Origin of the sequence: Sphingomonas sp. IC081 (assembly GCF_006874585.1) — a bacterium.
Lineage (GTDB): Bacteria > Pseudomonadota > Alphaproteobacteria > Sphingomonadales > Sphingomonadaceae > Novosphingobium.
Genome location: NZ_CP029761.1, coordinates 1,483,330 through 1,507,295, shown reverse-complemented (window position 1 = coordinate 1,507,295; position 23,966 = coordinate 1,483,330). Strand labels below are relative to the sequence as shown.

General features: G+C 63.3%; 30 protein-coding genes and 1 tRNA gene. 24 read left to right on the top strand and 7 right to left on the bottom strand.

Annotated features, from left to right (window positions below):
- Positions 1-8 precede the first annotated feature (8 nt).
- The 5 genes from DM450_RS07305 to DM450_RS07285 form a co-directional block, all read right to left on the bottom strand.
- The gene (locus DM450_RS07305) at positions 9-986 is read right to left on the bottom strand and encodes a DNA polymerase III subunit delta' (RefSeq protein WP_142633738.1); all 978 of its coding nucleotides are present in this window, start codon (positions 984-986) and stop codon (positions 9-11) included.
- Positions 983-1,627 carry a dTMP kinase gene (tmk, locus tag DM450_RS07300; protein WP_142633736.1) on the bottom strand — a complete coding sequence of 215 codons (645 nt, stop codon included), beginning with the start codon at positions 1,625-1,627 and terminating at the stop codon, positions 983-985. The genes DM450_RS07305 and tmk overlap by 4 nt, the downstream gene beginning before the upstream one ends.
- On the bottom strand, positions 1,624-2,787 hold the full coding sequence (locus tag DM450_RS07295; protein ID WP_142633734.1) for a D-alanyl-D-alanine carboxypeptidase family protein: 1,164 nt from the start codon (positions 2,785-2,787) through the stop codon (positions 1,624-1,626). Before DM450_RS07295 ends, tmk begins: the two co-directional genes overlap by 4 nt.
- Before the next feature lie 176 nt (positions 2,788-2,963).
- Positions 2,964-3,947 carry an SPOR domain-containing protein gene (locus DM450_RS07290; protein WP_142633732.1) on the bottom strand — a complete coding sequence of 328 codons (984 nt, stop codon included), beginning with the start codon at positions 3,945-3,947 and terminating at the stop codon, positions 2,964-2,966.
- Positions 3,931-4,980 carry a lytic transglycosylase domain-containing protein gene (locus DM450_RS07285; protein ID WP_142637613.1) on the bottom strand — a complete coding sequence of 350 codons (1,050 nt, stop codon included), beginning with the start codon at positions 4,978-4,980 and terminating at the stop codon, positions 3,931-3,933. The genes DM450_RS07290 and DM450_RS07285 overlap by 17 nt, the downstream gene beginning before the upstream one ends.
- Positions 4,981-5,154: 174 nt before the next feature.
- Between DM450_RS07285 and DM450_RS07280 the strand changes: the two genes are divergently transcribed.
- The 9 genes from DM450_RS07280 to DM450_RS07245 all read left to right on the top strand — a co-directional run bounded on the left by DM450_RS07280 (position 5,155) and on the right by DM450_RS07245 (position 10,950).
- Positions 5,155-5,244: transfer RNA gene (locus tag DM450_RS07280), tRNA-Ser, on the top strand.
- Positions 5,245-5,402: 158 nt separating this feature from the next.
- Positions 5,403-6,668, top strand: coding sequence for a tyrosine-type recombinase/integrase (locus DM450_RS07275; RefSeq protein WP_142633730.1), 1,266 nt, complete (start codon positions 5,403-5,405; stop codon positions 6,666-6,668).
- Positions 6,669-6,687: 19 nt separating this feature from the next.
- Positions 6,688-7,485, top strand: coding sequence for a helix-turn-helix domain-containing protein (locus DM450_RS07270; RefSeq protein ID WP_260610283.1), 798 nt, complete (start codon positions 6,688-6,690; stop codon positions 7,483-7,485).
- A 465-nt stretch (positions 7,486-7,950) separates the two neighbouring features.
- Positions 7,951-8,568: an SOS response-associated peptidase gene (locus DM450_RS07265; protein WP_142633728.1), complete on the top strand. Its 618-nt coding sequence runs from the start codon at positions 7,951-7,953 to the stop codon at positions 8,566-8,568.
- A gap of 47 nt (positions 8,569-8,615) precedes the next feature.
- Positions 8,616-8,783 (top strand): hypothetical protein, encoded by a 168-nt coding sequence (locus DM450_RS25750; protein WP_185928731.1) that lies wholly within the window; start codon positions 8,616-8,618, stop codon positions 8,781-8,783.
- A 1-nt stretch (position 8,784) separates the two neighbouring features.
- On the top strand, positions 8,785-9,108 hold the full coding sequence (locus DM450_RS07260; protein ID WP_142633726.1) for a hypothetical protein: 324 nt from the start codon (positions 8,785-8,787) through the stop codon (positions 9,106-9,108).
- Between the two features lie 98 nt (positions 9,109-9,206).
- Entirely contained in the window at positions 9,207-9,461 is a 255-nt protein-coding gene (locus tag DM450_RS07255) for an HNH endonuclease (protein ID WP_142633724.1), read from the top strand.
- A gap of 99 nt (positions 9,462-9,560) precedes the next feature.
- Positions 9,561-10,319, top strand: a complete 759-nt coding sequence (locus DM450_RS07250) for a hypothetical protein (protein ID WP_142633722.1) — start codon at positions 9,561-9,563, stop codon at positions 10,317-10,319.
- On the top strand, positions 10,309-10,950 hold the full coding sequence (locus tag DM450_RS07245; RefSeq protein WP_142633720.1) for a hypothetical protein: 642 nt from the start codon (positions 10,309-10,311) through the stop codon (positions 10,948-10,950). The genes DM450_RS07250 and DM450_RS07245 overlap by 11 nt, the downstream gene beginning before the upstream one ends.
- A gap of 140 nt (positions 10,951-11,090) precedes the next feature.
- Here DM450_RS07245 and DM450_RS07240 read toward each other — a convergent pair whose 3' ends face one another.
- Both DM450_RS07240 and DM450_RS07235 read right to left on the bottom strand, forming a co-directional pair.
- Entirely contained in the window at positions 11,091-12,155 is a 1,065-nt protein-coding gene (locus tag DM450_RS07240; protein WP_142633719.1) for a phage portal protein, read from the bottom strand.
- Entirely contained in the window at positions 12,152-14,002 is a 1,851-nt protein-coding gene (locus tag DM450_RS07235) for a terminase large subunit domain-containing protein (protein ID WP_185928730.1), read from the bottom strand. The genes DM450_RS07240 and DM450_RS07235 overlap by 4 nt, the downstream gene beginning before the upstream one ends.
- Before the next feature lie 162 nt (positions 14,003-14,164).
- Between DM450_RS07235 and DM450_RS07230 the strand changes: the two genes are divergently transcribed.
- The 15 genes from DM450_RS07230 (at position 14,165) to DM450_RS07160 (ending at position 23,963) form a co-directional block, all read left to right on the top strand.
- A complete protein-coding gene (locus tag DM450_RS07230) occupies positions 14,165-15,013 on the top strand; it encodes a GPO family capsid scaffolding protein (protein WP_142633717.1) in 849 nt (282 codons plus the stop codon).
- Positions 15,014-15,076: 63 nt separating this feature from the next.
- Positions 15,077-16,129 carry a phage major capsid protein, P2 family gene (locus tag DM450_RS07225; protein ID WP_142633715.1) on the top strand — a complete coding sequence of 351 codons (1,053 nt, stop codon included), beginning with the start codon at positions 15,077-15,079 and terminating at the stop codon, positions 16,127-16,129.
- A 42-nt stretch (positions 16,130-16,171) separates the two neighbouring features.
- Positions 16,172-17,047 (top strand): phage terminase small subunit, encoded by an 876-nt coding sequence (gpM, locus tag DM450_RS07220; protein ID WP_142633713.1) that lies wholly within the window; start codon positions 16,172-16,174, stop codon positions 17,045-17,047.
- Between the two features lie 118 nt (positions 17,048-17,165).
- The gene (locus tag DM450_RS07215) at positions 17,166-17,648 is read left to right on the top strand and encodes a head completion/stabilization protein (protein WP_142633712.1); all 483 of its coding nucleotides are present in this window, start codon (positions 17,166-17,168) and stop codon (positions 17,646-17,648) included.
- Positions 17,648-17,875, top strand: a complete 228-nt coding sequence (locus DM450_RS07210; RefSeq protein WP_142633710.1) for a tail protein X — start codon at positions 17,648-17,650, stop codon at positions 17,873-17,875. Before DM450_RS07215 ends, DM450_RS07210 begins: the two co-directional genes overlap by 1 nt.
- Positions 17,876-18,211, top strand: a complete 336-nt coding sequence (locus tag DM450_RS07205) for a hypothetical protein (RefSeq protein ID WP_142633709.1) — start codon at positions 17,876-17,878, stop codon at positions 18,209-18,211.
- 5 nt (positions 18,212-18,216) lie between these two features.
- Positions 18,217-18,804 carry a hypothetical protein gene (locus DM450_RS07200; protein ID WP_142633707.1) on the top strand — a complete coding sequence of 196 codons (588 nt, stop codon included), beginning with the start codon at positions 18,217-18,219 and terminating at the stop codon, positions 18,802-18,804.
- Entirely contained in the window at positions 18,801-19,214 is a 414-nt protein-coding gene (locus DM450_RS07195; RefSeq protein WP_142633705.1) for a hypothetical protein, read from the top strand. Before DM450_RS07200 ends, DM450_RS07195 begins: the two co-directional genes overlap by 4 nt.
- On the top strand, positions 19,201-19,356 hold the full coding sequence (locus tag DM450_RS07190) for a hypothetical protein (RefSeq protein ID WP_260610280.1): 156 nt from the start codon (positions 19,201-19,203) through the stop codon (positions 19,354-19,356). The genes DM450_RS07195 and DM450_RS07190 overlap by 14 nt, the downstream gene beginning before the upstream one ends.
- Positions 19,340-19,822 carry a phage tail protein gene (locus tag DM450_RS07185; protein ID WP_142633701.1) on the top strand — a complete coding sequence of 161 codons (483 nt, stop codon included), beginning with the start codon at positions 19,340-19,342 and terminating at the stop codon, positions 19,820-19,822. The genes DM450_RS07190 and DM450_RS07185 overlap by 17 nt, the downstream gene beginning before the upstream one ends.
- The gene (locus tag DM450_RS07180; RefSeq protein ID WP_142633699.1) at positions 19,822-20,499 is read left to right on the top strand and encodes a phage virion morphogenesis protein; all 678 of its coding nucleotides are present in this window, start codon (positions 19,822-19,824) and stop codon (positions 20,497-20,499) included. Before DM450_RS07185 ends, DM450_RS07180 begins: the two co-directional genes overlap by 1 nt.
- Positions 20,500-20,685: 186 nt before the next feature.
- On the top strand, positions 20,686-21,138 hold the full coding sequence (locus tag DM450_RS07175) for a hypothetical protein (RefSeq protein WP_142633697.1): 453 nt from the start codon (positions 20,686-20,688) through the stop codon (positions 21,136-21,138).
- Positions 21,139-21,376: 238 nt separating this feature from the next.
- On the top strand, positions 21,377-22,282 hold the full coding sequence (locus DM450_RS07170) for a baseplate J/gp47 family protein (RefSeq protein WP_142633695.1): 906 nt from the start codon (positions 21,377-21,379) through the stop codon (positions 22,280-22,282).
- A complete protein-coding gene (locus tag DM450_RS07165; protein ID WP_142633693.1) occupies positions 22,279-22,920 on the top strand; it encodes a phage tail protein I in 642 nt (213 codons plus the stop codon). Before DM450_RS07170 ends, DM450_RS07165 begins: the two co-directional genes overlap by 4 nt.
- A gap of 5 nt (positions 22,921-22,925) precedes the next feature.
- Positions 22,926-23,963, top strand: a complete 1,038-nt coding sequence (locus DM450_RS07160) for a hypothetical protein (protein ID WP_142633691.1) — start codon at positions 22,926-22,928, stop codon at positions 23,961-23,963.
- The last annotated feature ends 3 nt before the right edge of the window (positions 23,964-23,966 follow it).

Here is a 23,966-nt window from a genome sequence, read left to right as displayed (position 1 = left end):
GCTGGAGTTTACGGGCGAGCCGCCTCTCTAGGCATCGCAGCCGATGCCAGCAAGCCGCCAATTTCCATTACGAGAAGGCCGGCATCGAAATTGTAGGTCGGTGACTGTGCGGATATCTGCATCAGCGTGCCATGGGCCTCGATCAGCGCGAGTTGCCGGGGCCGCGAAGCCGCAGCCAGTTCTCCCGCCACCACCGTGCGGGCCAGTTCCAGCGTCGCCAACTGACGGCCGCGCGCCGGCCTCGCCCCCATCTCGTCAGCGAGGGCCCCGCGAAGGTGGTAATCACGGTCTCCTTCGTGGAGGATCCTCAGCATCAAGTGATGGATCCCGGCGAGGTCATGCTCGACAAAGCTCAGCGCAACGCCGGGCGATCCCTGCGCGGCCTCGATGGCAGTGCGGCGGATCGAGGCATCCGATTCCGGCAGCTCTCGCCGGATCACTTCATCGAGCTCGGCTTCGCTGAGCGCCGAAAAGCGCAGGACCCGGCAGCGGGATCGGACAGTCGGCAGCAGCCGCCCCGGCTGGTGCGTGACCAGCAGGAAAAACGTTCCCGCCGGCGGTTCCTCCAAGGCCTTGAGCAAGGCGTTGACCGCGCTTTTCTCCAGTTCGTCGGCAGGATCGATGACGATGGCGCGGCGCTCGCCCAACGTGGGCTTGGTGGCGAGGCGACGGATCATCTCGCGCACCTGGTCCACGGAGATGCTGCGCTTGGCCTGCCAGGGCTTGCCCTCCGCCTTTTTCTTGGCTTCGTCGTCGTTTGCGGGCAATGCCTCGAGGATGTGAATATCCGGGTGGGAGGCGTGATCCGGGCGCGGGTGGCCGGGCTGGCGAACCAGTTCCGCCGCCGCTTCACGCGCGAAGGCCCGTTTGCCCAGCCCGCGCTGCCCGGCGAGCAGCCAGGCGTGATGCATGCGCTCCGAGCCGATGGCAGCAAGCCACTCGTGCCATGCCTCGCGTTGGCCGACGAACGGCAGCACCTCGCTCACGTCCCGGCGCTTTCGGGTAGCAGCGGTTCCAGTGCCTGCACGGCAAGCGCACGTGTCTGTTCCGGCGACCCATTGCCGTCAATGCGAATGAAGCGCTTCGGCTCCTCGTCCGCAAACCGGACAAATGCGGCGTTGACGCGCGCGTGATAGGCCGCTTCACGGCCGCCGATGCGATCGCTTCCGTCGACGTCGCGGCGGGTTACGCGGGTACGGGCGACTTCCGGCGACACTTCGATGAGCAGGGTGACGTCCGGCAGCAGGCCTTCGCTGCCGATGGCGTGCAAAGTGCGCAGATCCGCATCCGACAGCCCACCGCCGCCGCCCTGGTAGGCGCGACTGGAATCGAGATAGCGATCGCAGATGACCCAGGCTCCGCGGGCGAGTGCCGGACGGATAAGCTTCTCGACATGGTCGGCGCGGGCGGCCGCGAACAGCAGTGCCTCGGCGCGTGCGCCCCAGCCTTCGCCTTCGGCATGGAGGAGCAGGTTGCGGATCGCCTCGGCACCGGGCGTTCCGCCCGGCTCCCGCGTGGTCACCACTTCCAGCCCGAGTCCACGCAAGGCGTCGGCAATCAGCCGTGCCTGCGTGGACTTGCCAGCCCCTTCCCCGCCTTCCAGCGCAATGAATCGTCCCGGTTTCATGCGAAGAGACTGATAAGGCCGTTCCAGAGCCTGTCCAGCGGGCCGCCCACGGCAACGTCGCGCCCGGCGTAAAGAGGGACACGGCCGGGCGCAAGGCCGTCGACCTTGATTTCGAGGCTTCCGACTTCGTCTCCCTTACGGATCGGTGCCACCAGCGGCCCCTTGTAATGGACAGCGAGCGTAACCTTGCGATTGTCACCGGTAGGCTGGGTCGCATGAACCTCGCGGTTGGCGACCAGCGGCACCGAGCGGTCGGTTCCGCCCTGCACTTCGGCCTGCGCGACAGGCTGGCCCTGATCGAACAGGTGTCGAGGCGTCCACGCGGAGAAGCCCCATTCCAGCAAGGCCCGCGCCGCGGCATCGCGCTGCTTGGGCAGGGGAGATGCTGCCAGCACCATTACCAGCCGGCGGCCATCGCGTTCTGCGGTGCCAAGGAAGTTGTATCCTGCCTCGCGCGTGTAACCGGTCTTGATGCCGTCGGCACCGGGAACCACCCCCACTGTCGGGTCATGGCTGCGCATGGCGACGTCGCGCCACATGTAGTGCTTTACACCCGAGAATTCGCGATAGAGCGCCGGATGGCGGGTGATCATCGCGTCGGCAAGACGGACAAGATCGCTGGCGGTGACGTAAGTGTGTCCCTCGTCCATCCAGCCATTGGGCGTATTGTAGTGGCTGCGCGACATGCCGAGGCGGCGCGCGGCGTCATTCATCTTTGCGGTCCACGCAGGAATACTGCCGGCATAGCCTTGGGCAAGCACGATCGCGCCGTCATTGGCGGACGCTGTCATGATGCCGTGGAGGAGGTCGGTCGTGGTGGGCTGGTCCTTTTCGGTCAGGTACATTGAGGTACCCTTGGCAAACCATTCCCGCGCGGTTTCCGGGCGCACTGCGAAGCGGCGGTCGAGCGGCAGGCGCCCCGCGTCGATTTCCTCGAAAGCCACGAATGCCGTCATCACCTTGGTGACGGAAGCCGGCAGGAACGGAATGTCCGGATGGTTCTGCACGAGCACCTGTCCCGAGCCGATATCGACCAGCAGACTGACCGGAATGCCCTGCAACTCCGCAGGCGGCGTCGGAATTGCCGCATTTGCAGGAACCCCGAGCGCGATAGCCAATGCCGAGGTGATGAAACGGGCGGACTTAGGAAAGAACTTCAAGACGCGACTTCTCCCGGCGCGCCCTCACGGTGGGGTGCGATGGTGCGGGGCGCGCCGCCAGATTGGCCGGCGCGCGAGATTCGCGATTGGCTATACCGCGCGCGCGGTGTCCGCTCCAGCGCTGCGGCAGCTTGTGCACTGTTTGCGAAGGAGCGGACCGGCCCTGGCCCCGGCGATCAGTCCCCGCGCTGGATCCTGGCGTCCTTGTAGCCTGCCGATTGCGCCTTGCGCAGCGCGGCCGCAGCTTGCGTGTCCGCCTGGAATGGACCGAGCCGGACACGCCAGAGCTTGCCTGCCTTGCTAACGGAGCCGCCCAGCTGCGCGGCCACCTTTCGTGCGTTGGCTTCGACGGAAAATGCCCCGACCTGAACGAAGGAGCCATCCTTGCGCGGTGCGCTGGTGGAAGGAGCAGATGCCACTGCCGGTTTCGCAGTCGGCTTTTCGGTTGGCTTCGCTGCGGGCGGCGCAGTGCGGATGGGGGGCTGTAGTGCGGCAGTCGTCGCTCTTGGCACAGGATTTGGCGTCGGCGCGGGCGCACTAACGGGACCATCCTGAGGCAGGGGCAGCGTCGTCGGCATTCTGGGCGGCGTCGAAGGCGGCGGCAGCAACGGCGACTGCTCAGCAAGCTTGCGGCGGAGCACGCCAAGCAGGCCTTCGGGCGTGGCCATGCGTTCCGGCGCGCGCGTGCCGCTGCGCAGCAGGGCCCGCTCCGCCTCGGGCGGGTTGACGCGCCGGATCCGGATCGGGGTGTGCGAGCCTGGCGTGACACCAAGCTGGGCAGCGGCATCGCCGGAGAGTTCGACGAGACTGTCGTTGACCATGGGGCCCCTGCGCTCGATGCGCACAAGGATGGTGCGGCCGGTGCCAAGCGCGGTCACTTCCGCATAGCTTGGCAAGGGCAGCGTCTTGTGCGCGGCAGTCACGCCCTTGCCCTCACCCGTCGTGGCATAGCCTACGGCGTCGTAATTAAGCTGGTCGGCCGGTGTCCAGGTCGTGCCAGCGACCGTGAACGGCTCCCCCACTACCACCGGATAATCGGCAGCAGGTCCGCTTGCTGCCGGTGCGACAACGGGCGCCCCACGCTCTTTCGCCGCGAGCGGCGAGGCAACGAGGACAATCAGCGCCGCAAACGGCAGCACATGGCTAACGGGCAATCTCATCTGCAAGCAACCCCACCGACAAGGCGTAGTAGTTCGAGCAGTTGTACTGGAGGATGACCCGATAATTCCCGGTTAACAGATAGGCCGAAGTTCCAGGACCGTCGGGCTGGAACAGCGAGGCCTGCACCTGATCCCCAATCGGTCCCAGCGGCGTCACGCCGAGCGCCCGCCATTCCGCCACGCTTTTCCACTGGCCATGCCGGGCGTGGACCGCAGCGCAGGTCGGTGCCGACAGTTTGGACGCATAGTCGCTGGCCGAAAAACTCGCAGGGAGCGAGGCGCGCACGCCCCAGGGTTGGCCCGGCCGCCAGCCCGCATCACGAAAATAGTTCGCGATCGACGCCAGTGTGTCCGCCGGGCTGGAAAAAATGTCACGCGTACCATTGCCGTCGCCGTCTGCGGCAAGGCGCAGGTAGACGCTGGGAAGGAACTGCGGATAGCCAAAGGCCCCTGCCCAGCTGCCCTTGAGCTTGTAGGTAGGCACCCCCTGATCGACCATCTTCATCAGTGCGATCAGCTCGTTCTCGAACAACTGCCGCCGGCGCCCTTCCCAGGCAAGCGTTGCCAGCGAACGCGCCAGATCGAAATCGCCGACATAGCTGCCGAAATTGGTCTCATGCCCCCAGATGGCAAACAGCATTTTGGCCGGCACACCATAACGCTGCTCGATGGCAGGCAGAATGGACGCATTCTGGGCATAGCGATCCCGACCGCGGGCGATGATGCTCGAGCCTACATGCTTGGCGATATAGGGGGCGATCGGCGGCGGCGAACTGCTGCGGTTGGGCTGTGCGCTGTCCAGTTCGACCACGCGCTGATTGGGCGTCAAGCCGGTTAGCACCTTTGCGATCGTCGGTTCGCTGACACCTTCGCGCCGTGCCCTCGCGGAGACCGTCTGCAAATAGGCATCGAAACCCTGAGGGGCGACGCTCTGGATAACGGCCTGGGCATGAGCCGGCACGATCGGCGCGGCAGTCGCGGCTGCGGCAAGAATGGGAAGGCGCAGAAAACGAAGCTTCGAGGAAAAAGTCATCGCCGCCAAATCTTGCACAATGCAGCGCCGATGCAAATGCCCCGGCGGCATCAACGGTGGACAGTCACCGCATGCCGGCTGCACTCCGTCCCAATCTGTCCACAGTGCAACGACTGCTCTTGCATGCTGTCAGCTTTGCTCTATGCGCGTTGCCCGCAGCAGCAACGCCTGCATGGAAGAGTGGCCGAGTGGTTTAAGGCAACGGTCTTGAAAACCGTCGATGGGGCAACCTATCCGTGGGTTCGAATCCCACCTCTTCCGCCAAGCCCCCTTCCGGGCAGCGCCGCGGACTTCCAAAAAATCGCAAAAAATCAAGGGTTGTGAGCCCGATTCGTGCCGTGTAATTCCGGTGCATTCTTGGCTGAGCGCGTTGCATCTGGGGGCATCTTGGGGGCACGCACTCAACAAATTGGGGGCACCGAATGTTGACCGAATTGCAGTGTCGTGCAGCGAAGACAGCGGACAAAGCGCTGAAGCTGACCGATGCGCAAGGTTTACATTTGTACGTAACCACGAGTGGTCACAAGTCTTGGCGGTACAAGTACCGCTTTGGCGGCAAGGAGCGCCGGATCGTGTTTGGTCCTTACCCGGAAATCTCGCTTCGAAAGGCGCGAGAGATGCGGGACGATGCACGGATCGAACTGAGGGAGGGGCGCGACCCCGGCCTGGAATACAAGCGTCGCGCAACGCGGCGGGCTGCGGGCGTAGAGGACGATCGCAGGTTCCGGTCGGTCGCGACGCGCTGGCACAGCTTGCAAGAACCCCAGTGGAAGGCAAGGCACGCTCAGGACGTTCTGGGCAGTCTCGAATCGGAAGTCTTTCCTGCGATTGGCGATTTGGAGATCTCGGAACTTCGCCCGGCGCAGATTCGCGAACTGCTGGAAGCTGTTCAATCTCGCGGCGCGATCGAAACCGCACATCGCCTCAGGCAACGTATTTCAGCAGTCTTTCGATTTGCGATTGCGTCGGGGTTGGCGGACATGGATCCTGCGGCTGCCATCGGCGCCGCCTTGCGACCTGTGGTTCGCGGAAAGCAGCCCGCACTTCTGAAGCTGGAGGACGCTCGCGCGTTCCTACGAGCATTCGAGGCGGAACCCGGACATCCGACCACCAATTTGGCGTCACGGCTGCTGGCGCTTACTGCGGCGCGACCGGGTACTATCCAAATGGCCGAGCTTCGGGAGTTCGAGGATCTGGACGGTTCCGAGCCGATTTGGCGCATTCCCGCCGAGAAAATGAAGCTGCAACGGGCTCAGTCAGAATTGGCGGAATTCGAATTCGTTATTCCGCTAGCGAGACAAGCGGTCGAAACAGTGAAGGCTGCGGCGATGCATGCTGTCAGCCGCAAGTTTCTGTTCCCGTCAGCGCGCCATTCGCATCGCCCCATCACGGACAATGCGCTCAATACCGCTTATCGACGGGCACAGGGCTTTGCCGGCCGGCATGTGCCGCACGGTTGGCGCGCAACCTTCTCGACCATAATGAACGAGCGGGCGATCACTCTCGAGCGGCCGGGCGACCGAGCTATCATCGATCTTATGTTGGCGCACCAGCCAGACGGGGTCGAATCACGATACAATCGGGCTGCGTACATGCCTCGTCGGCGACAGCTCTCGCAGGAATGGGCGGACTTGCTCATGGACGGATTCGCGCCAGCAGAAACACTGCTCGACCTTCCCAGGCGCTGATCAATGAGGGAGGTCGCGCTTGAGCCGCGAACGCCTCCCCTCGCCTTCTTGGCGCCGCAGCTTCGATGTCGATGACGCACGAGCGCAGGTTTCAACCATTTACTGGGAGCCGACCGCGAACAACGCGAACATGTTCCAGTTCAGGGATGCCTATCGCGACACTGTGCTTGCTTACGCTGATCTGGTGCGCAAGCCGGGCAAGACACTGCCGATCTCGCTGAACGCACTTCAGGTTCTCAAGGCCCTCTTTGGCTTCATGGATGGCAAGACGGGCCGCTGCGACCCAAGTCTGGACAGCCTCGCCAAGCGCAGCCGCCTTTCCCGCCGTACCGTGGTCCGCCAACTGGAAGTTCTGCGCAAAGAGAACTTGGTCAACTGGGTGCGCCGGACAGTCAAAACCGGCAATGCCCCCGGCGAAGGCCCCAAGCGCCAACAGACCAGCAATGCCTATTTCATCGATCTTGCGAAGCTGCCTGTCGAGATCGGCCGCACGCTGCGCCAAAAGCTGGGCGACAAACTGCGTGAGACGAGCCGTAAGCTGGTAGGCTCAGGCCCGGTGCCGTCGCGCATAGCTGGTAAGACAGCCAAGCTACTCGCGAACATCGCAGGCTCCCTGTCAGCACCCGGAGCCCGCGAGCGCGCCGAACGACGTTCGCTCACCGGCGGCTCGATGGCAGATCGCATGGCGCACATGTACCGGGATGACCCCGCCGCACTGCGGGAACATGAGGAAATGCTCGGTCTTTCTTTTGGGATGAGTGCGAGTGCCAACTTGGCATTGTACCCCTCCCCCAGAACAGAAGAGAGAAAGGACTGAAGGCGCTAGGGCGCCTTCAGGCGTAAGATTTGTATTGCCCCCATGCCTATCGGGAAGTTCCCAGCCCCCTTCGTAGCCCAAGCGGCGGCGGAGTGCGGGGCGGCTTGCGCCGCCCATGGCTGTCAGGGGGGCAAGAGCAACGGCCGTGCCAATTAGCGGCCGTCGTGCAGGCGGAAATGGCGCGTCCGGAGAAGGCGCGAAATCGCACCGCTAGGTGCATCAATCCGCATCAGCGATACTCGGCAGGTATCGGGAGGCCGGCCTAAGCTCTGGGGCGGTTTGCGGAACTCCCCAAAACGCATCAAAACCGACATGAAAAGTGCGCGGGCGAGGTGGGGGGAAAAGCCCGCGCCGAGGGTCGGCAACGAAGGCCTCGGGTCGCGCAATATTGTTACCCTGCCCGATGCGGCGGCACCCTGCCCTCTGACGTTGCCCGATCGGGCCATCGGGCATAGCATCCCCGGCATGTGCAACCTGTACAGGATGACGTCAGCCACAGCCGAGATCGCGCGGCTGTTCGGCGGCACCGTAGATGCTGGCGCGAACGTCGGCGCGGAAGTCTATCCCGGCTATCCCGGACTGGTCATGGCCGATGGGCGGGTGCGCAGCATGATCTGGGGCTTCCCGCTGACGCTCAAGGGCAAGTCGGGTCAGCCGCTAAAGCCGAAGGCAGTGAACAACGCCCGCACGGACAAGCTGACGTCCGGCTTCTGGCGCTCCAGCTTCGAACACCGGCGCTGCCTGATCCCGCTTAGCGCCTTTGCCGAAGCAGAGGGGCCGCCCGGTGCCAAGACCCGCACATGGTTCTCATTACCCGGCGCATCCCTATTCGCCTGCGCCGGCATCTGGCGCGAGAGCGCCGAATGGGGTGCGGTCTATTCCATGGTGATGACCGACGGATCTCCGGCGATCGAACTGATCCATGATCGCATGCCCGTGATCCTCACCGGCGAAATGCAGCATCAGTGGACGACGGGCACGCCGGAAGAAGCTCTCGAACTTTGCGTACCTTACGCCGGCAACCTCGCTGTCGATGCTACAAATCAGCCATGGAACGCATTCAAACCGCCGCGCAACGCTTGACCGACTCAAAGAATGTTCCGCATATGTTCCTCGTTAGGAGACATTCCATGAGCATCCAAGACATCCGCAATGCGGTCGCCCAGGCACTGGAAGTGCGCGGCCTCGATAACCGTGAATTTCTGCGCCAGATTCGATCGGGCGAGCAGGACGATGGTCCATACATGACCGGCGCGTTGGCCTGTGCCAGCCTACAGAAAGAGGCGCTGACCGAGTGAAGTGGCGCGGTACGTCAACGGACTGAAAGTCCCCACCGCCATCTTCGAAGCGGCCGCGTTCCACTACGATGTGAAAGTGTCCTGTCGCTGTGGACACACTGCGGTGTTCGCCCCGCACGGCCTTTGGTGGAAGTTCTATCGCAAGGGCTGGCATGACAATTTTTTCGACGCTCGGGAGCGTTTTTACTGCCGCATGTGCTGGCTGGCGGCAAAGCGCAAAGTCCGACCGATCCGCGTCGAGAGCGTTAAGCAGTTGATCGTGGTCGAACTCCCCCTGCCGGACGAGAGGATTTGGAAGCGTGAACGCAAGCGCTTTCGCGGTTGATGGCTGGGTTGGGCGATGATGGGCCGGGTGCGGAATGTCGGGTTCAATTGTGAAATGCAAGCGCGGCATTACTGAAGCAGTTTTCAAGGAGGTGACCGATGCCGACGGCAGATGAATTTCGACGTGAGTTGGGCGCAATCATCCGGGAAGCCGAGCTTCGTGGCCTCAAGCATGTTGAGATCAATGCGGGCGAACTGCATCGGCAGCTTGGTGGCTATCCGGGAAGTAATCATCAAATGCCGAATTGCTGCCAGGTGATGGAACAAGAGCGCCGCACGTTGGACGAAATCATTTCGAGGCCGCCAAGTGGCAAAGGGGCAAGCCTGACTATACGCTATCATCTGCCACGCTAATTGGGCATTAGGGCCGGTAGCGGAATGTCGGCATTGGGATGGTGGACGCAGAATAGCTGCCCTAATATATCACCATTACCAAGCGCATAAGGATCGAGCATGGCGAAACTACCCGGGATGTTGACGCCAGCGGATTGGGAAGCGCTCTATCATCAGCTAGGGCAAATTATCTCGGATGAGCCGAACATTCCAACCGGCGGCGGACGAGGCTCAATTGAGATTTTACAGTGGTTGGGACGTGCCGAAGCGCTGATAGAGCAAGTCAGCGGCATAGTTGACCACAGCAAATTTGGCACTCTGCGTACCACAATGCTTACGGCCACTCTGACCGACGCCGAAACGCAGATGCGACACATTCGAGGTCTGCTATATACCGCTTTGGCAAAAGCTGAGCTTAGCGCCCCTGCTACCGCGAAAGGCGCATTCATTCCTGCTGGTAATTCGTTCGATGCGCTCACGGCAATTGCGGGTGTTCTGCGCGAGTGTGAAGGTTCAGTGCTTATTGTCGATCCCTACATGGATGCGATTGCACTGACGGACTTTCTACCAATGGTGAAAGAAGGGGTCTCACTACGATTGCTGGCCAGCGGAAAGCAAAAGAACGCAGGACTTCCGGAGGCCGTCGAACGGTGGAAGATGCAATATGCTCAAGCGCGCCCGATCGAACTTCGGCTTGCTGCGCCTAAGTTGCTTCATGACCGACTTATCATGGATGATGTAAGCGTTTGGTCGCTATCTCAATCCTTTAACGCCATCGCACTGCGCTCACCTGCGATGGTGCAACGTGTAGGCGCCGACATCGCATCGGCGAAGCGTGAAGCATTTATCGATATGTGGAATAGGTGTGATGAGAGATGATTTCACGCAAGCGACAGCGCAGCGCTTGGCTAAGCGGGTCGGATATAAGTGTTCAAACCCAGATTGCCGAAAACCAACTAGTGGCCCTGGGGCCGACGGCGGAACCGTAAGCCTTGGTGTGGCCGCACACATAACCGCTGCTTCGTCAGGCGGGCCTCGGTTTAACGAACACCTGACGAACGAAGGCCGACGGGCACCCGAGAATGGCATATGGCTGTGCCAGCAGTGCAGTCGCCTCGTCGATGCAGATGATTCTGCATATGATGTTGCAGATCTGATCGAGTGGAAGACTTTTGCTGAAGCTGCAGCATCAGTAGAACTTCGAGGATACGTGGTCCGAAAGGGGCGGGACTTCGCGGGACTAGAGGCGAAGATGCCAGAACTCATCAAAGAAATGCGGGAAGATATTCGCTCTAAACCCTTCACTAGGGAAATAATCGCCCTGTCCAATGCCGTAACTTACAATCCCGGATCAATTCCATTTTTTTATTATTACCATGAGGACCATGACGAACTTCTCGCCAAACTCCAAATTTGCGAACATTATAGCGCGATTTACGATGTTCGTCGTAATCAAGTCCCCCGCTGGAACCTGACCGAGGACTTCGCGGAATACTTGTTAGGAATGTAAGTCCACAATGGTCACCGGCCCTTCGAACAGATTGCTGCTTGCCCTCGTATAACGGCAGCTTTCGGGAATTGGACAGACCGGGCTGACCGGCAACAAAGGGCGTATTACCGACACGGTGCCCGTATCGGCCACTGCAAGCCCTAAGCCGCCGCCTTAACCCTCTCCCTAAACCGCACCGCCTCAACGCCCAACATATCGTTGAGTTCAAGGAACACGGATTGCAGCGGTTCGATCTCCAGTTCGAAGAAGGCGTCGGTGGCCTTGGTAACATCGCCAAAGCCGCCGGCGTTAGCCGGCACGATGCCGAGCAACTGCGGCGGCACCCGGTGCGCAGCCAGCACGTCGTCGCGCGTCGTGTTCTTGATGCCGAGGAATTCATCCTTGGCCCCGGCCTCGGCAATCGGCAGCAGCTTGATTGAGTTTTCCTTGCCGTCCGGGGCGTGGATGAACAGGTTGCGGAAATTGCCCGGTCCCTTCGACTTCTTCAGCGCCTGCCGGATGGCTTCCACGTCACCGTCCGCGAACTGGCCGGTCGCGTGGAGAATATAGCCCGCGTGGCTCCCGTTCTCGTAATAGCGGCGGCGGAACAGCGTGGCGTTCTCGTTCAGCAGGGCTGACTGCAATGCAGAGAGGTATTCGGGCAGGCCATAGATCTCCTGATTGACGTCGGGCGCCATCAACTGATGCACGCTGCCCGGCTCGAACTCGGTTTCGTTCTGGAAGCTGGGCACCCACCAGAAGCGGCCCGGCTCCACGCCGCGCCGCACGTACTTCGCAAGGCAGTGGTCGATACGCAGCACGCCGCCCAGGCGGTTGCGGACCTGCTGGACATAGGCGTTGCCCATCACGAGATAGTCCTGCACCAGCCCGGCAAAAGCCTTGCGGCTCAGGCGCGACGCGGGATCGAGGCTGGCCGCCAGCATGTTGCGCTTCAGGATGATCGCGCTCGAATGGTGCGGAGAGGCGCGATAGGCCCGCGCCAGTCCGTCCAGCGGGATTGGCGGCTCATACCAGCGCGAATTGTGCCAGCATTCCAGCATGTCCAGCATCGTGGCCCGGCTCAGCACCGGCTCGGGATCCCCGAAGGTGAACGCCTCCACCGCGCCACCGCCCTCTCCCGCCGGCTCGATCGCGCCCTTGGAAGCCGCGGCCGATTCGTGCTGGCTCATGGTCCGCACATTCTGGCGGCGCGTACGCTTGCTCATTCGATGATCTCCATCGTGCTCTTGGGCTTTTCCTTGCCGTCGAGCGGTTCGTTCATGAGGATGTGCATGGTTGCCCACGCAAGGTCGGCGTGGCCGTCGCCACCGCCGCGCCCGGCCTTGAAGGTGACGTTGCGGCCGCTAGTGGTCAGCGTCTTCTTGATCGACACGAAGGCCGAAACGATATCGAGATAGCCGACGTCGAACAGCAGGCGTCCGCGCCGAATCACGTTCTGGGCCTTCATGATCATCTGCGCCTTGAGTTCGAGCGAGTACTCGATCTTGGCCACCGCGCAGCCGGGCATGGCGCCGGGCTTCGCCAGCAGCTGGTAAACGCCGGCGCCCACGCCGGTCGCGTCGATGCCCAGATAGGTGCAGTTGTACCGGCTGAGCATCGCCTTGATGAATTCAGCCTGCTGTTCGAAGTCGAGCCCGCGCAGCGGGTGCCGCTCCAGAATGCGGAACTGCCCGCCTTCCACCTGCGGCGGCGCCGCGATGACCAGCGCGGCATTGTCGCCGTTCTCGCTTTCCTGCGGATCGTAGCCCGCCCAGACCGCGCGGTTGCCATAGGGGCGCGCCGCTTCGATGTTGAAGTCGGTCCAGTCGACAAGGCTGTCGGCACCGCAGGCGATCATGTCGTTGAAGCGGAAGGCCGACTGGCTGTCGTCCACGAAGTCGCACATGAACAGGTTCGCGAATTCGTCGGGCGCGTACTCGTCCTTGAGTTCGTCGATGTCGAACAGGTCGCAGCCGCCCGCCTCGGCGTCCATGATGTTGACGATGTGGCGCCAGATCCGGTCAGGGCCTACGCTGCCCGCCGCAAGCGCGGCATGGCTGACGTCGATCGAGACGCGCTCTTCCTTCTTCCGGCGCCGGTTGCGGCGCTCGCCGGTCCAGTAGGGATAGGCCGGATGGGCCACGCTGGACGGCGTTGAGAAGTAGGTTTTGCGCCACTTCTTGTGCGTCGCCATGCCCGAGGCGACCTTGTTCAGTTCCTCGAACGAGTGGACCCAGAAGAATTCGTCGAAATAGAAATTGCCGTGGCGGCCCTGCGCCGTGCGGAAGTTGGTGCCAAGAAAATGCAGTTCGGCCGCCGCCTCTTCCTCCGGCCGCAAGTCCGAAGTGATCAGCATCGGATCGCCGCCCAGCGTCACGCCCACCAGCTTGGCGAAGCTGACGATATAGCTGCGGAACTGGTGCGCCTGGGCTTTCGATGCCGACAGGAAGATCTGGTTACGGCCGGTCTCGATCGCGTCGATCAGGGCTTCAAAGGCGAAGTAGTACGTCGCGCCGATCTGGCGCGATTTCAGGATCATGCGGGTGCGCTGGCTCAGCGCGTTCCACCACGTCAGCTGGTAGTCGTAGAGACCCTCAAGGAAGATGCGCTTGAGTTCGGCCGCCTGCTCGGCCGTGAAGTGGTTTTTCTTCGGCTTCTTGCGCGCCCCGGCGTTCCGGTTGCCCACCTTTTCGTTAAGGTCACCGCTATGGCCGCCGGGCTGCTCATAGCGGCGCACGCGGGCAAGGCTTTCGATCTGGCGCGCCAGCGCGTCCATCTCGACCAGATCCGCGCTGGTCTTCTTCTCTTTCGCGATCAGCGTCAGCAGGCGGATTTCCAGCCCGTCCTCGATCTTGCTGATCGAGGGGGCATCGTCCCACCTGTCGCGCTGCTTCCACGATTCAATCGTGGCGCGCGGGATCGCCTTGCCATTGCCGCCAGCAACGCCGTGCAGCGCGAATTCCGCCGCGATCTGGCTCACGCCCCACCCGCGCCAGTAGAGGCTGCGCGCATGTCGGCGGGGATCGAATTTCCACGCTGCGGTCAGGCCGCCGGGTTCAGGTTGGTAGGGCATGGCGGCGACCATGGCCCGCAATTTGCCCCCCGATCACCGCCATCCATTTGGACGGCCGCCCGACCAAATGCTGCCCCTTGAGAGAACGCGCCAGACCCGCCCTTTTGGTCCCGTCAAAGCCCCCGCCTCGCTGCCGAGCAACTCAGGGAACCGGAACCGAACATGGCAAAGAGCAAGTTTTTCCGCGTCTTCGTCGAAGGCTTCACCGCCAGCGATGGCCGCAAGATTGAAGCCTCGTGGATCGAGGACATTGTCTCGACCTTCAACGTGGGCACCTACACCCCGCGCATCAACTGCGAACACATCAAGGGCTTCAGCCCCGAACCGCCGTTCAATGCCTATGGCAGCGTCAGCGCCGTGAAGGCCCAGACCGATGAACTGGTGATCGACGGTGAGACCGTGCGCCGCCGCGCCCTCTACGCCCAGATCGAGCCGAACGAGCAGCTGCTCAAGATCAACAAGCAGGGCCAGAAGATCTTCACCTCGGTCGAGATCTCGCCCGACTTCGGCGGCACCGGCAAAGTCGGGCTGATCGGCCTTGCCGTGACGGACAATCCCGCCTCGCTCGGCACCGAAGCGCTGTCGTTCTCCGCGCTCAAGCCGATGTTCGACGCGCGCAAGCAGCACCCCGACAACCTGTTCTCGGCCGCGATCGAGGCAGACATCGGCATGGAAGATGGGCCAGCTGACACTGCCGGCATGGCCGAGGCCGCGAAGTCCGGCATCCTTGCTGCCTTCGCAACCATGTTCAAGACCGAGAAACCGAAAGAGCAGGCCGCGCCCCCCAAGGCGCCCGCCAACGACAACAGCTTCGACGTTGCCGCCTTCAGCACTGCGCTGGGCGAACAGGTCGTGCTGGCGGTCAAGCCTGCCTACGACACAATCGCCGAACTTCGGGCGGATTTCGCCAAGCTCAAGGCCCAGCTGGAATCCGAGGAACAGCCGCAGGACTTCACCCGCGCCCCGGCCACCGGCGGCGGCGGCAACGCCACGTTCCTGACCGACTGCTGATCAGCCGCCACCCCTCCCCCGCGCCCCTCCCCGCACGCCCGCCTTTCACCGGAGTACCTTCGCATGCAGACTTCCACCCGCCTGCTTCTTCACGCCTTCGTCGCGCAGGTCGCGAAGCTGAACGGCCTGCCCGCCGCCTTCACGGCGGTGCCGGGCAAGCTGGACGAATTCAACGTCTCGCCCGCCATCGAACAGCGCCTGCAGGCCAAGCTGCGCACGATCAGCGACTTCATGTCGCGCATCAACGTCATGCCCGTGGTCAACCAGCAGGGCAGCCGCGTCGGCGTGGGCGTGAACCGCTCGCTGGCAAGCCGCACCAACCGCGCCGCCGGCAACCGTCGTTCGCCGGGAGACGTCACCGGCTCCGACCAGATCGACCAGTACCTCTGCAAGAAGACCGACTACGACTACGCGTGGTCCTACGAACTGCTCGATGCATGGGCGCACATGCCCGAGTTCCAGCAGCTGTGCCGTGACGCGGTGCTGGCGCAGAAGGCAGAGGACATCATGTGCATCGGCTTCAACGGCGTGGACGCTGCCGTGGAAACCGACCGCGATGCCTTCCCGCTGCTGCAGGACGTCAACTATGGCTGGCTGCACAAGATCCGCAACTATGCCGCAAGCCGCGTCATGGCCCACGGCACGAAGGACACCGCCAAGATCTACGTGTCGGCAGACGGCACGGCCGACTACGCGAACCTCGACGCGCTGGTGTTCGACGCGATCCAGAACCTGATCCACGAACGTTTCCGCACTGCGACGGACCTTGTCGTGATGGTCGGCGGCGATCTCGTCCACGACAAGTATTTCAAGATTATCGAGGAAGCCGGCAACACCGCCACCGAACAGGTCGCGCGTGACGTGCTGATGTCGAGCCGCCAGCTGGGCGGCAAGCCGACCGTGCAGGTGCCGTTCTTCCCGACCGGCTCGATCCTCATCACCAGCTTCAAGAACCTGTCCTACTACTGGCAGATCGGCACTGCCCGGCGCGCCATTCTGGACAACCCGTCGCTCGATCAGATCGATAACTTCGAAAGCATCAACGACGCCTTCATGGTCGAGGAATACGGCAAGTGCGCCCTCCTCGAAAACATCCAGCTCGGCCCGAAGGCGTAAGCCTTCCGCCGCCGCCCGCCCTCATCGAGCAGGAACGACATCATGACACCCGCACGTCTCCACCGGGAGCGCATGGCCGCCCTTGCCGCAGCCCAAACCGCCGACCCGAAGCCGGTCGTCACCTCCGCTGAGGGCGGGCACTCCACTTCCGCGCCTGCCCATGCCACCACTGCCGAACGCACGCCCGCGATGATCTATCGCGAGCGTGCGGCGGCCGAAGCCATCGTCGCCGCGCCCGAACGGGCCACGTCCGCCGAACAGCGTACCTCCGCGCAGATCGTCCTGCGCTTCACGCATGACCTGCGCCGCCTCAAGGCCATCCGCTCGATCGACCGCAAGATCGAGGCGAAGCGCGAAATGCTGCCCGAATACGCCGCGTGGATCGAAGGCCTGCTCGCCGCCGATGCCGGCGTTGGCGCGGGCGTTGCCGCCGAAGTCCTGCCAACCTGCATGGTCTGGCTGATCGACGTCGGCGAATTCGGCCAGGCGCTCGACCTTGTCCCCTTCATCTTCCGCCATCAGGTCGCCATGCCCGCGCGCTACAAGCGCGACGCGGCCACCGTAGTGGTCGAGAATATCGGCAATGCGGCCCATAAGGCCCACAACCTCGGCCATCCTTTTCCGCTCGATATCCTCGAACGTGTCGATGATCTCACCGCCCACCTCGATCTCCATGACGAAGTCCGCGCCAAGCTGGTGAAGGCGATCGGCATCGAGCAGCTGCGCGCGGCCGAGGAACTGCCCGCCGATGAAAGCAAGGCCGCGCTGGAAGCCACCATTGCCACGCTGCGCGATGCCCAGCGCCTCAATGACCGCATCGGCGTGAAGGATCGCATCAAGCGCGCCGACAAGCTGCTTTCCGCCGTGACCGCAGCCGAAACCGCCCAGACCACCGAACCCGGCGGCCCTGCCGCCTGACAAGCTCGCCCCCGGCGCTCAGGGGCGGATCGCGCGATGCGGGAGGCCTTCGGGCCGCAGGGCCGCCATCTGCCCCGGTCCCCACCCCTGTTAGCCGGCGGGGTGCGCGGAGACCCTCATGTCTTTCGTATCGCTACCGCCCTCTACCGAGATCGAACAGTCGCCGTCGACGGAACAGGCCGTCATCAACGACGGCTTCTTCCCCGACGTCGATCCCGCTGCCGTGCGCGAAGAGGCCCGGATCCCGACCAGCATCACGCCGGCGCGGCTGCGCGCGGCGATCCTCGGTGCGATCATGACCGTGGGCAACGACCTTGCCGCCTATGCCGCCGCCCGCAAGGTAGGCGGCTATGCCACGCTGGCCAGTGTCCCGGCCGAACAGCTGGATGGCCAGAGCGTGCAGCTGATCCGCTATCAGCGTGCGGTCGCCCTCTACGCCAAGGCCGAACTGGTCGAACGCCACCGCGACTTTGACACGACGGCCGCCGGCAACGCGCAGGGCGAGGATCTCACCGCCTCGATCGGCGATCTGCGCCGCGATGCCATGCACGCGGTGCGCGATATCCTCGGCAAGCCGCGCACTACGGTCGACCTGATCTGATGGCCGCACAGCAGCGCCTTACCGCGAAGGCCGGCGACAAGCTGGACCTCTTGCTCTGGCGCGATGCCGGGCTTGGCATTGCCGATCTGGCGCGCGTTCTCGACGCGAACCCCGGCCTGGCTGATCTCGGCCCCATCCTCCCCCTCGGCACCGTCGTGATCGTCCCGGCCTCGGCCGATGCCGGCACCGCGCAAGTGCTGCCCCTCGTCCAACTCTGGAGCCTTTGAATGTCGGACTTTCGCAGCATCCTTGAAACCACGGCTGAATTCGTCGGCTCGCTCACGCCCTCGCTGATCGGCTCGGCCGTCGCGCAGGCATGGAAGCCCGGCCTGCCATGGCGCCAGCGCTTCCTGCAGTGGGCAGTGGGCTCCACGGTCAGCTATTACGCCACGCTCGCGATCGTCGCCGTGACGGACTGGAACGGCTTTGTCGCCCAGTCGATCGCCTTTGCCATCGCCCTGCTCGCCTTTGACGCCACCCCGCGCGTCTCCAGGGCGGTGATCGATGCGCTCACCAGCCTTCCCGGTCGCCTCGCAGACCGCTTCCTCCCGAAAAAGGACTGATCGCCATGGCCACCAAAGCCAGCCCTTCACTGCGCCGCCGCGCGCTTACCTCGCCCGATGCCTTTTTCGCCGCCCTGCGCAGCGTCACCGGCTCGCTGACGCAGGCGCAGGTCAACATCGTCAACGCCATCCTCGTCGCCGGCGCTATCTGGCCGGCGGGCTGGATGGCCTACGCCCTCGCCACCGCGTGGCACGAAGCCCGCTTCAAGCCCCAGCGCGAATGGGGGCTCGGCAAGGGCAAGCCTTATGCCGCCGCCGGCAAATACGGCCAGTCGCAATACGGGCGCGGCCTTGTCCAGCTGACGTGGGATCGCAATTACGAGTGGGCGGACAAGGCCCTTGGCCTCGGCAGCACCCTGCTCAAGAACTTCGATCGCGCGCTTGAAGCCGATATCTCGGTGCGGATCCTGATCATGGGCATGGAAGCAGGCGCCTTCACCGGCCGCAAGCTGGCCGACTATGTCAGCCCCACCGGCACCCATTCCGAATTCATCATGGCCCGCCGCATCATCAACGGCACCGATCGGGCCGATGACATCGCCAGCTATGCCGATCGCATCCAGTCGGCACTCATCAAGGCAGGTTGGGTGTGACGCTGGGCCTGACCCAGTTCGGTCTGACCCATATCGCTCTTGCCGGTGCGCTCGCTTCGTGCGTCGCCGGCATTGGCGGTTTCTTCTACGGCACGCACGTCGGCGCCGCGCAAGAACAGGCCGCCCAGAAGCGCGCGGACGATGCCGCCGAAGCGGTGCGCGCCAAGCTACAGGGCCAGATCGACGCCTCCACAGAGCGCAGTCAGGCCGCCGAATACACCCGGCAGGCCAACGTCAGGGAAATCTACCATGAAAGCCAGAAGGTCGTTGAACGCCCGGTCTATCGCAATGTCTGCGTTGATGCTGATGGCGTCAGCCTGCTCGACCGTGCAGCCGACGTCGCGAACGGCGCGGGTGTCGCCAGCGCTGCTGGTGGCGCCGGCGCAACTGCCAAAGGTGCAGCGCAGTAGCGTCGGCACCATGGACGGCGCCGACGCCCATAACAGCCTGACCGCGCTCTATGACGTCGCCGGCCAGATCCGCGCGACGCTGATCGAACTCCAGGCACAAGTCCGCACCGCTATGGGAGGCACCGATGCAGAAGGCCGATAGGCTGCGCCGCTGGCTCACCGCCTATATCCCGTACCTGAAAGTCCACCCGGACAAGCTGCAGATCTACATCGAGAGCGGCACCGTGAACGCGCGCCGCTCTGCCACGCTGTCGTTCGCCTATGGCTACACCGTGAAGGCACTCTTCATGGACTACGCGGGCGATGCCAATGACATCATCGTGCCCCTGCTGGCGTGGATCCAGCGCGAACAGCCGGCCCTGCTGCGCAAATCGGACAGCCAGCCTTTCGGCTTCGAAGCGCAGCTGCTCGACGCAGAGACGGCCGACGTGGAATTCTCGATCGACCTGACCGAAAGCGTGCTGGTGAACCTGCGCGCGGACGGCAGCGGCTACGATATCACCACGCTGCCCGAACCCGATTTTACCGATACCTTTGCCGGCGTCACCGCGACCTTCAGCGACGCGATCGTCGGTGATGAAACGCTGATGCTGGGCGGCACGGACTGATGGACGATCTGGGGGAACTGGAGCGCATTGCCGGCGCCATCCTGCGCGGCCTTGAGCCCGGCCCGCGCCGCGCGCTGATGCACCGCATGGCGCGCGACCTTGCCGCCAGTCAGCGTAGGCGCATTGCCGCCCAGCGCGATCCCGCCGGCGCCGCGTTCGAACCGCGCAAGCAAAAGGCACCGCCCGTCCAGAGCCGGGGCGCCGCATGTTTCCTCTACCCGGCCCACGGCAGCGGCGAGCCGCGCCGCGTGATCATGAAAAGCTTCACATGGGGCACCGGCCGCATGCTCACCGGCTTCGATATCGAGGCCGGCGATATCCGCACGTTCGAATTCGACAAGATCGTGAAGTGGCTCCCCGTCCCGGAAGAACACCGCAACACCACCGGCAGCAGCCTGCGCCGGCAGGGAAGCCTGCGCCGCAAGGCCATGTTCCGCCGCCTCGCCAGTTCGCGCTTCCTGCGTTCCGGCGTTGATGATCAGGGCATTTGGGTGGGCTTCACCGGGAAAGTTTCGCAGATCGCTGAGGTTCACCAGTTCGGCTTGCGGGACAAGCCATCCCTACGCGCAAAGGCAGTTGCCTATCCGCAGCGCCAATTGCTTGGGGCTACGGCTGCAGATCGCGAGCGACTACTGGACGCCCTGCTCGCGCAAATGTCCCAAGATAGCAGGGTTTGAAGCGGTCACGGACCATCTTGTTCGGGCCCTTGAACGACGGCACTTGGCTCAAAACGAAGTTACCATCATGCAGTAACATTGGAGCGAAAAAGCAATGTAGCATCACGCCTCGGACACCGAAGTTCAGGAAGTTAATTGATCTTTTTCCCTTCTGACGTATGCCAGCATCCAATTATGGAGGCAGCTATGAAATCAGCGGTTTACGCGATCGCCGCAATTGCGACCTTAATTTCGCCATGCGCAGCGATCGGCAAAGAAGTTCGAGTCCGCTGCGACATGCTGAAGTCACGTGCATACACCAACAGCGCGAAGTTGAACGACACGCTAAATGCCCAACAGCAGACCTCCATACGCCATTACATATTTGATGACGCAACCCGTCGGGTATGGCTTGTCGCTAATGGCGTTCGCCAACCGATTTGCAACACTGGCCAGAATTGCACGCTGAGTTACACCGCCGAAAGCATTGTCTTTGCAGATAACATCTACCCGCTGGCCCCGAACCGAACGACAATTGACCGCCTTGCGGGAACAATCGAGCATCAAGCTGACACTTTCAACAGTCAGGGAAATCTGCTCTTTCGCTTCATTTTCAGCGGGAAATGTTATCCGGAGAGCGTCACAAACCGCAAATTCTGAAGCAATTGCAATGTCATCCGGCATCGGCAGCGACTGGCATTGAAGGCTCCGGCAACGCTTACTCGGCATCCGTCCAGTCGTTTGGCAAATCCAGCCCGATTGGCGCATAAAGCGGGCGAGCGGTATCGGTCCACGAATGTCAGTCCTTGACCTTTAGCAGCGATAATCCATTTGGCCTGCCGCCCAGCCAAATGCCGGGGGATAGCGCCCGCCCCCTCGCCTCCGCGACATGGGCGGCATGGCCGATGCATCCTACACCGCTGTTGACCTGTCCCGTCTCGCCGCGTCGGACGCCGTAGAGGAACTCGATTTCGAGACGATCCTCGCGGACGCCATCGCGAAGATGCGCGAATATATGGCCGAAAGCGGCCTGACCTTCGCGGCGCGCAACAGCGATCCGGCCACCAAACTCCTGCAGGCCTTCTCCTACTTCGCCCAGCTGATGCGCCAGCGCATCAACGAGGCGGTTCGCGCCGTCATGGTCGCCAGCGCCACCGGCAATGATCTCGACAACGTGGCCGCGAACTTCGGGGTTACCCGCCTGACGATCACGCCGGCAGACGAAGATACCGGCACCGCCGCCGTCATGGAAAGCGACACGGACCTGCGCCGCCGCGTTGTGCTGGCGCCCGAGGGCTATTCCGTCGCCGGGCCGGAAGGCGCCTATATCTTCCACACGCTGTCAGCCGATTCTGACGTTCTCGACGCGACCGCCACCAGCCCTTCCCCCGGCCAAGTCCTCGTCACCGTGCTTTCGCGTACCGGCAACGGCGCCGCGCCGCAGGCGGTGCTGGACACGGTCGAATCCTACCTGTCGGCCGCCACCCGCCGTCCGCTCACCGACCTTGTTACCGTGCAGTCGGCCGAGATCGTCGAGTATGCCGTCGATTACGACCTGACCGCCTACAGCGGCCCCGATCGCGATGTCGTGTTCGCCACCTCCAAGGCGCAAGTCGATGCCTATGTCGCGGACAGCCACCGCCTCGGCCGCGATATCACCATTGCCGCGCTGCACCGCGCCGCGCTCGCCGAAGGCGCGCAGAACGTCCTGCTGCGCTCCCCCGCCGCTGACATTCCCATCAGCCGCCAGCAGGCGCCCTATTGCACGGGCGTGACGGCACGCTTCGCGGGCAACGGCGAATGACCTATCCGACCATCCTTCCCCCCGGTTCGACGACGCTCGAAAAAGCGCTGGAACAGGTCGCAGCCTCCATGCTTGATCTGCCGGAACTGGTGCGCGCAGTCTGGTCCCCGCACGATTGCCCGATCGAACTGCTGCCGTGGCTCGCCTGGGGCTTTTCCGTCGATGTCTGGGATGCCGACTGGCCGGAAGCAACCAAGCGTGAAGCCGTGGCGGGTGCCATTGCCTCGCACCGCCTCAAAGGCACGCCGGCCGCCGTGCGCACCGTGATTGACCGTGTCGATCCGCTGATCACCCTCGTCGAATGGTTCGACGATCAGGACACCATGGAGCCCTTTACCTTCCGGCTCGACCTGCCCCTGATCGCTGACACCAGCATTGCCTATGACGAAGCGCTGATCGCCCAGCTGGTGCGCGACATTACCACGGTCAAACCCGTCCGCGCGCACATGCAACTGGTGTTCCGCCTCTTTGCCGAAGCCAACGCATGGCTGGTGTCCGGCACCCAGATGGGCGGCGTGATCCGCCTCGATAGCACGGCCGACACCGCTTCCGCGCTCGATCCCAGCTGGGCGCTCTTCATCCAGACCGAAGATGGCGAGCCGATCCAGTTCGACGATGGCCAGCTTCTGGAGCTTTGAATTCTATGGACCCCATTCAGATCATGGTGACCAACGCCGGGCTCGACGTTCTGGTCAACGCCCAGAGCGGCAGCACCGACGCGATCAAGGTCACGTCAGTGGGTATCACCGCATCCCCGTTCGTCATGGCCCCCACGCTCACCGCCCTGCCCGGCGAGTTCAAGCGCATCGACGCGGTCTCGGGCGAATCTGTCAGCGCCAACGTCATCCACATGACCGCGCAGGACAGTAGCGAGGACACTTACGAAGTCCGCGGCGTTGGCCTCTATCTGGAAGACGGCACCCTGTTCGCCGCTTACGGGCAGGACACCGCGATCTTTCAGAAGCTGACCATGTCGTTCTTCGTCATGGCGCTCGACATCGCCTTTGTCGGCAGCGTGGCGGGAAGCATCGAGTTCGGCGACACCAGCTTCCTGATGCCGCCCGCCAGCGAGACGGTGAAAGGCGTTGCCGAGATCGCCACGCAGGACGAGGTGGACACCGGGGCCGACGACACCCGCATCGTCTCCCCGCTCAAGCTGAAAACCCGCCTCGCCGCGCTTGCCGGCACCATTAACACCACGATCGGCGCCGCCGTCACGTCGATGACGGATGCGATTGCGACGCTCACCGGCCGCAAGATCGTCGGCGGCGGACTGGCCAGCGGCGGCGGCGACCTGTCGGCAGATCGCACCATCACCGTCACCGAGGCGACTGCGGCAGAAATCACCGCCGGCACCGCGACTGACAAAGTGGTCACGCCGCGCCGCCTCGGCCCGATCACGATGCTGCTGCAGCAGAACGGCTTCATCCGCTTCTTTGGGTTCCAGATGGCATGGGGCCGTTTCAGCGCGGCTGCGAATGCCACCACGCCCGTGCTGTTCGCCGAGAAATTCCCCAACGCCTGCTTTTCGGCTGTGGTCAGCGGTGTGACGAACCTCGGCACCGGATCGCAGGACAACACCCCTGCCGTCATCGGCTCATCGATCACTGCGGAAGGCTTCTCGGTCTTCAACGCCGACGATGAGGCCGACCTCACCTGTTACATCGCCGTGGGATTTTGATCC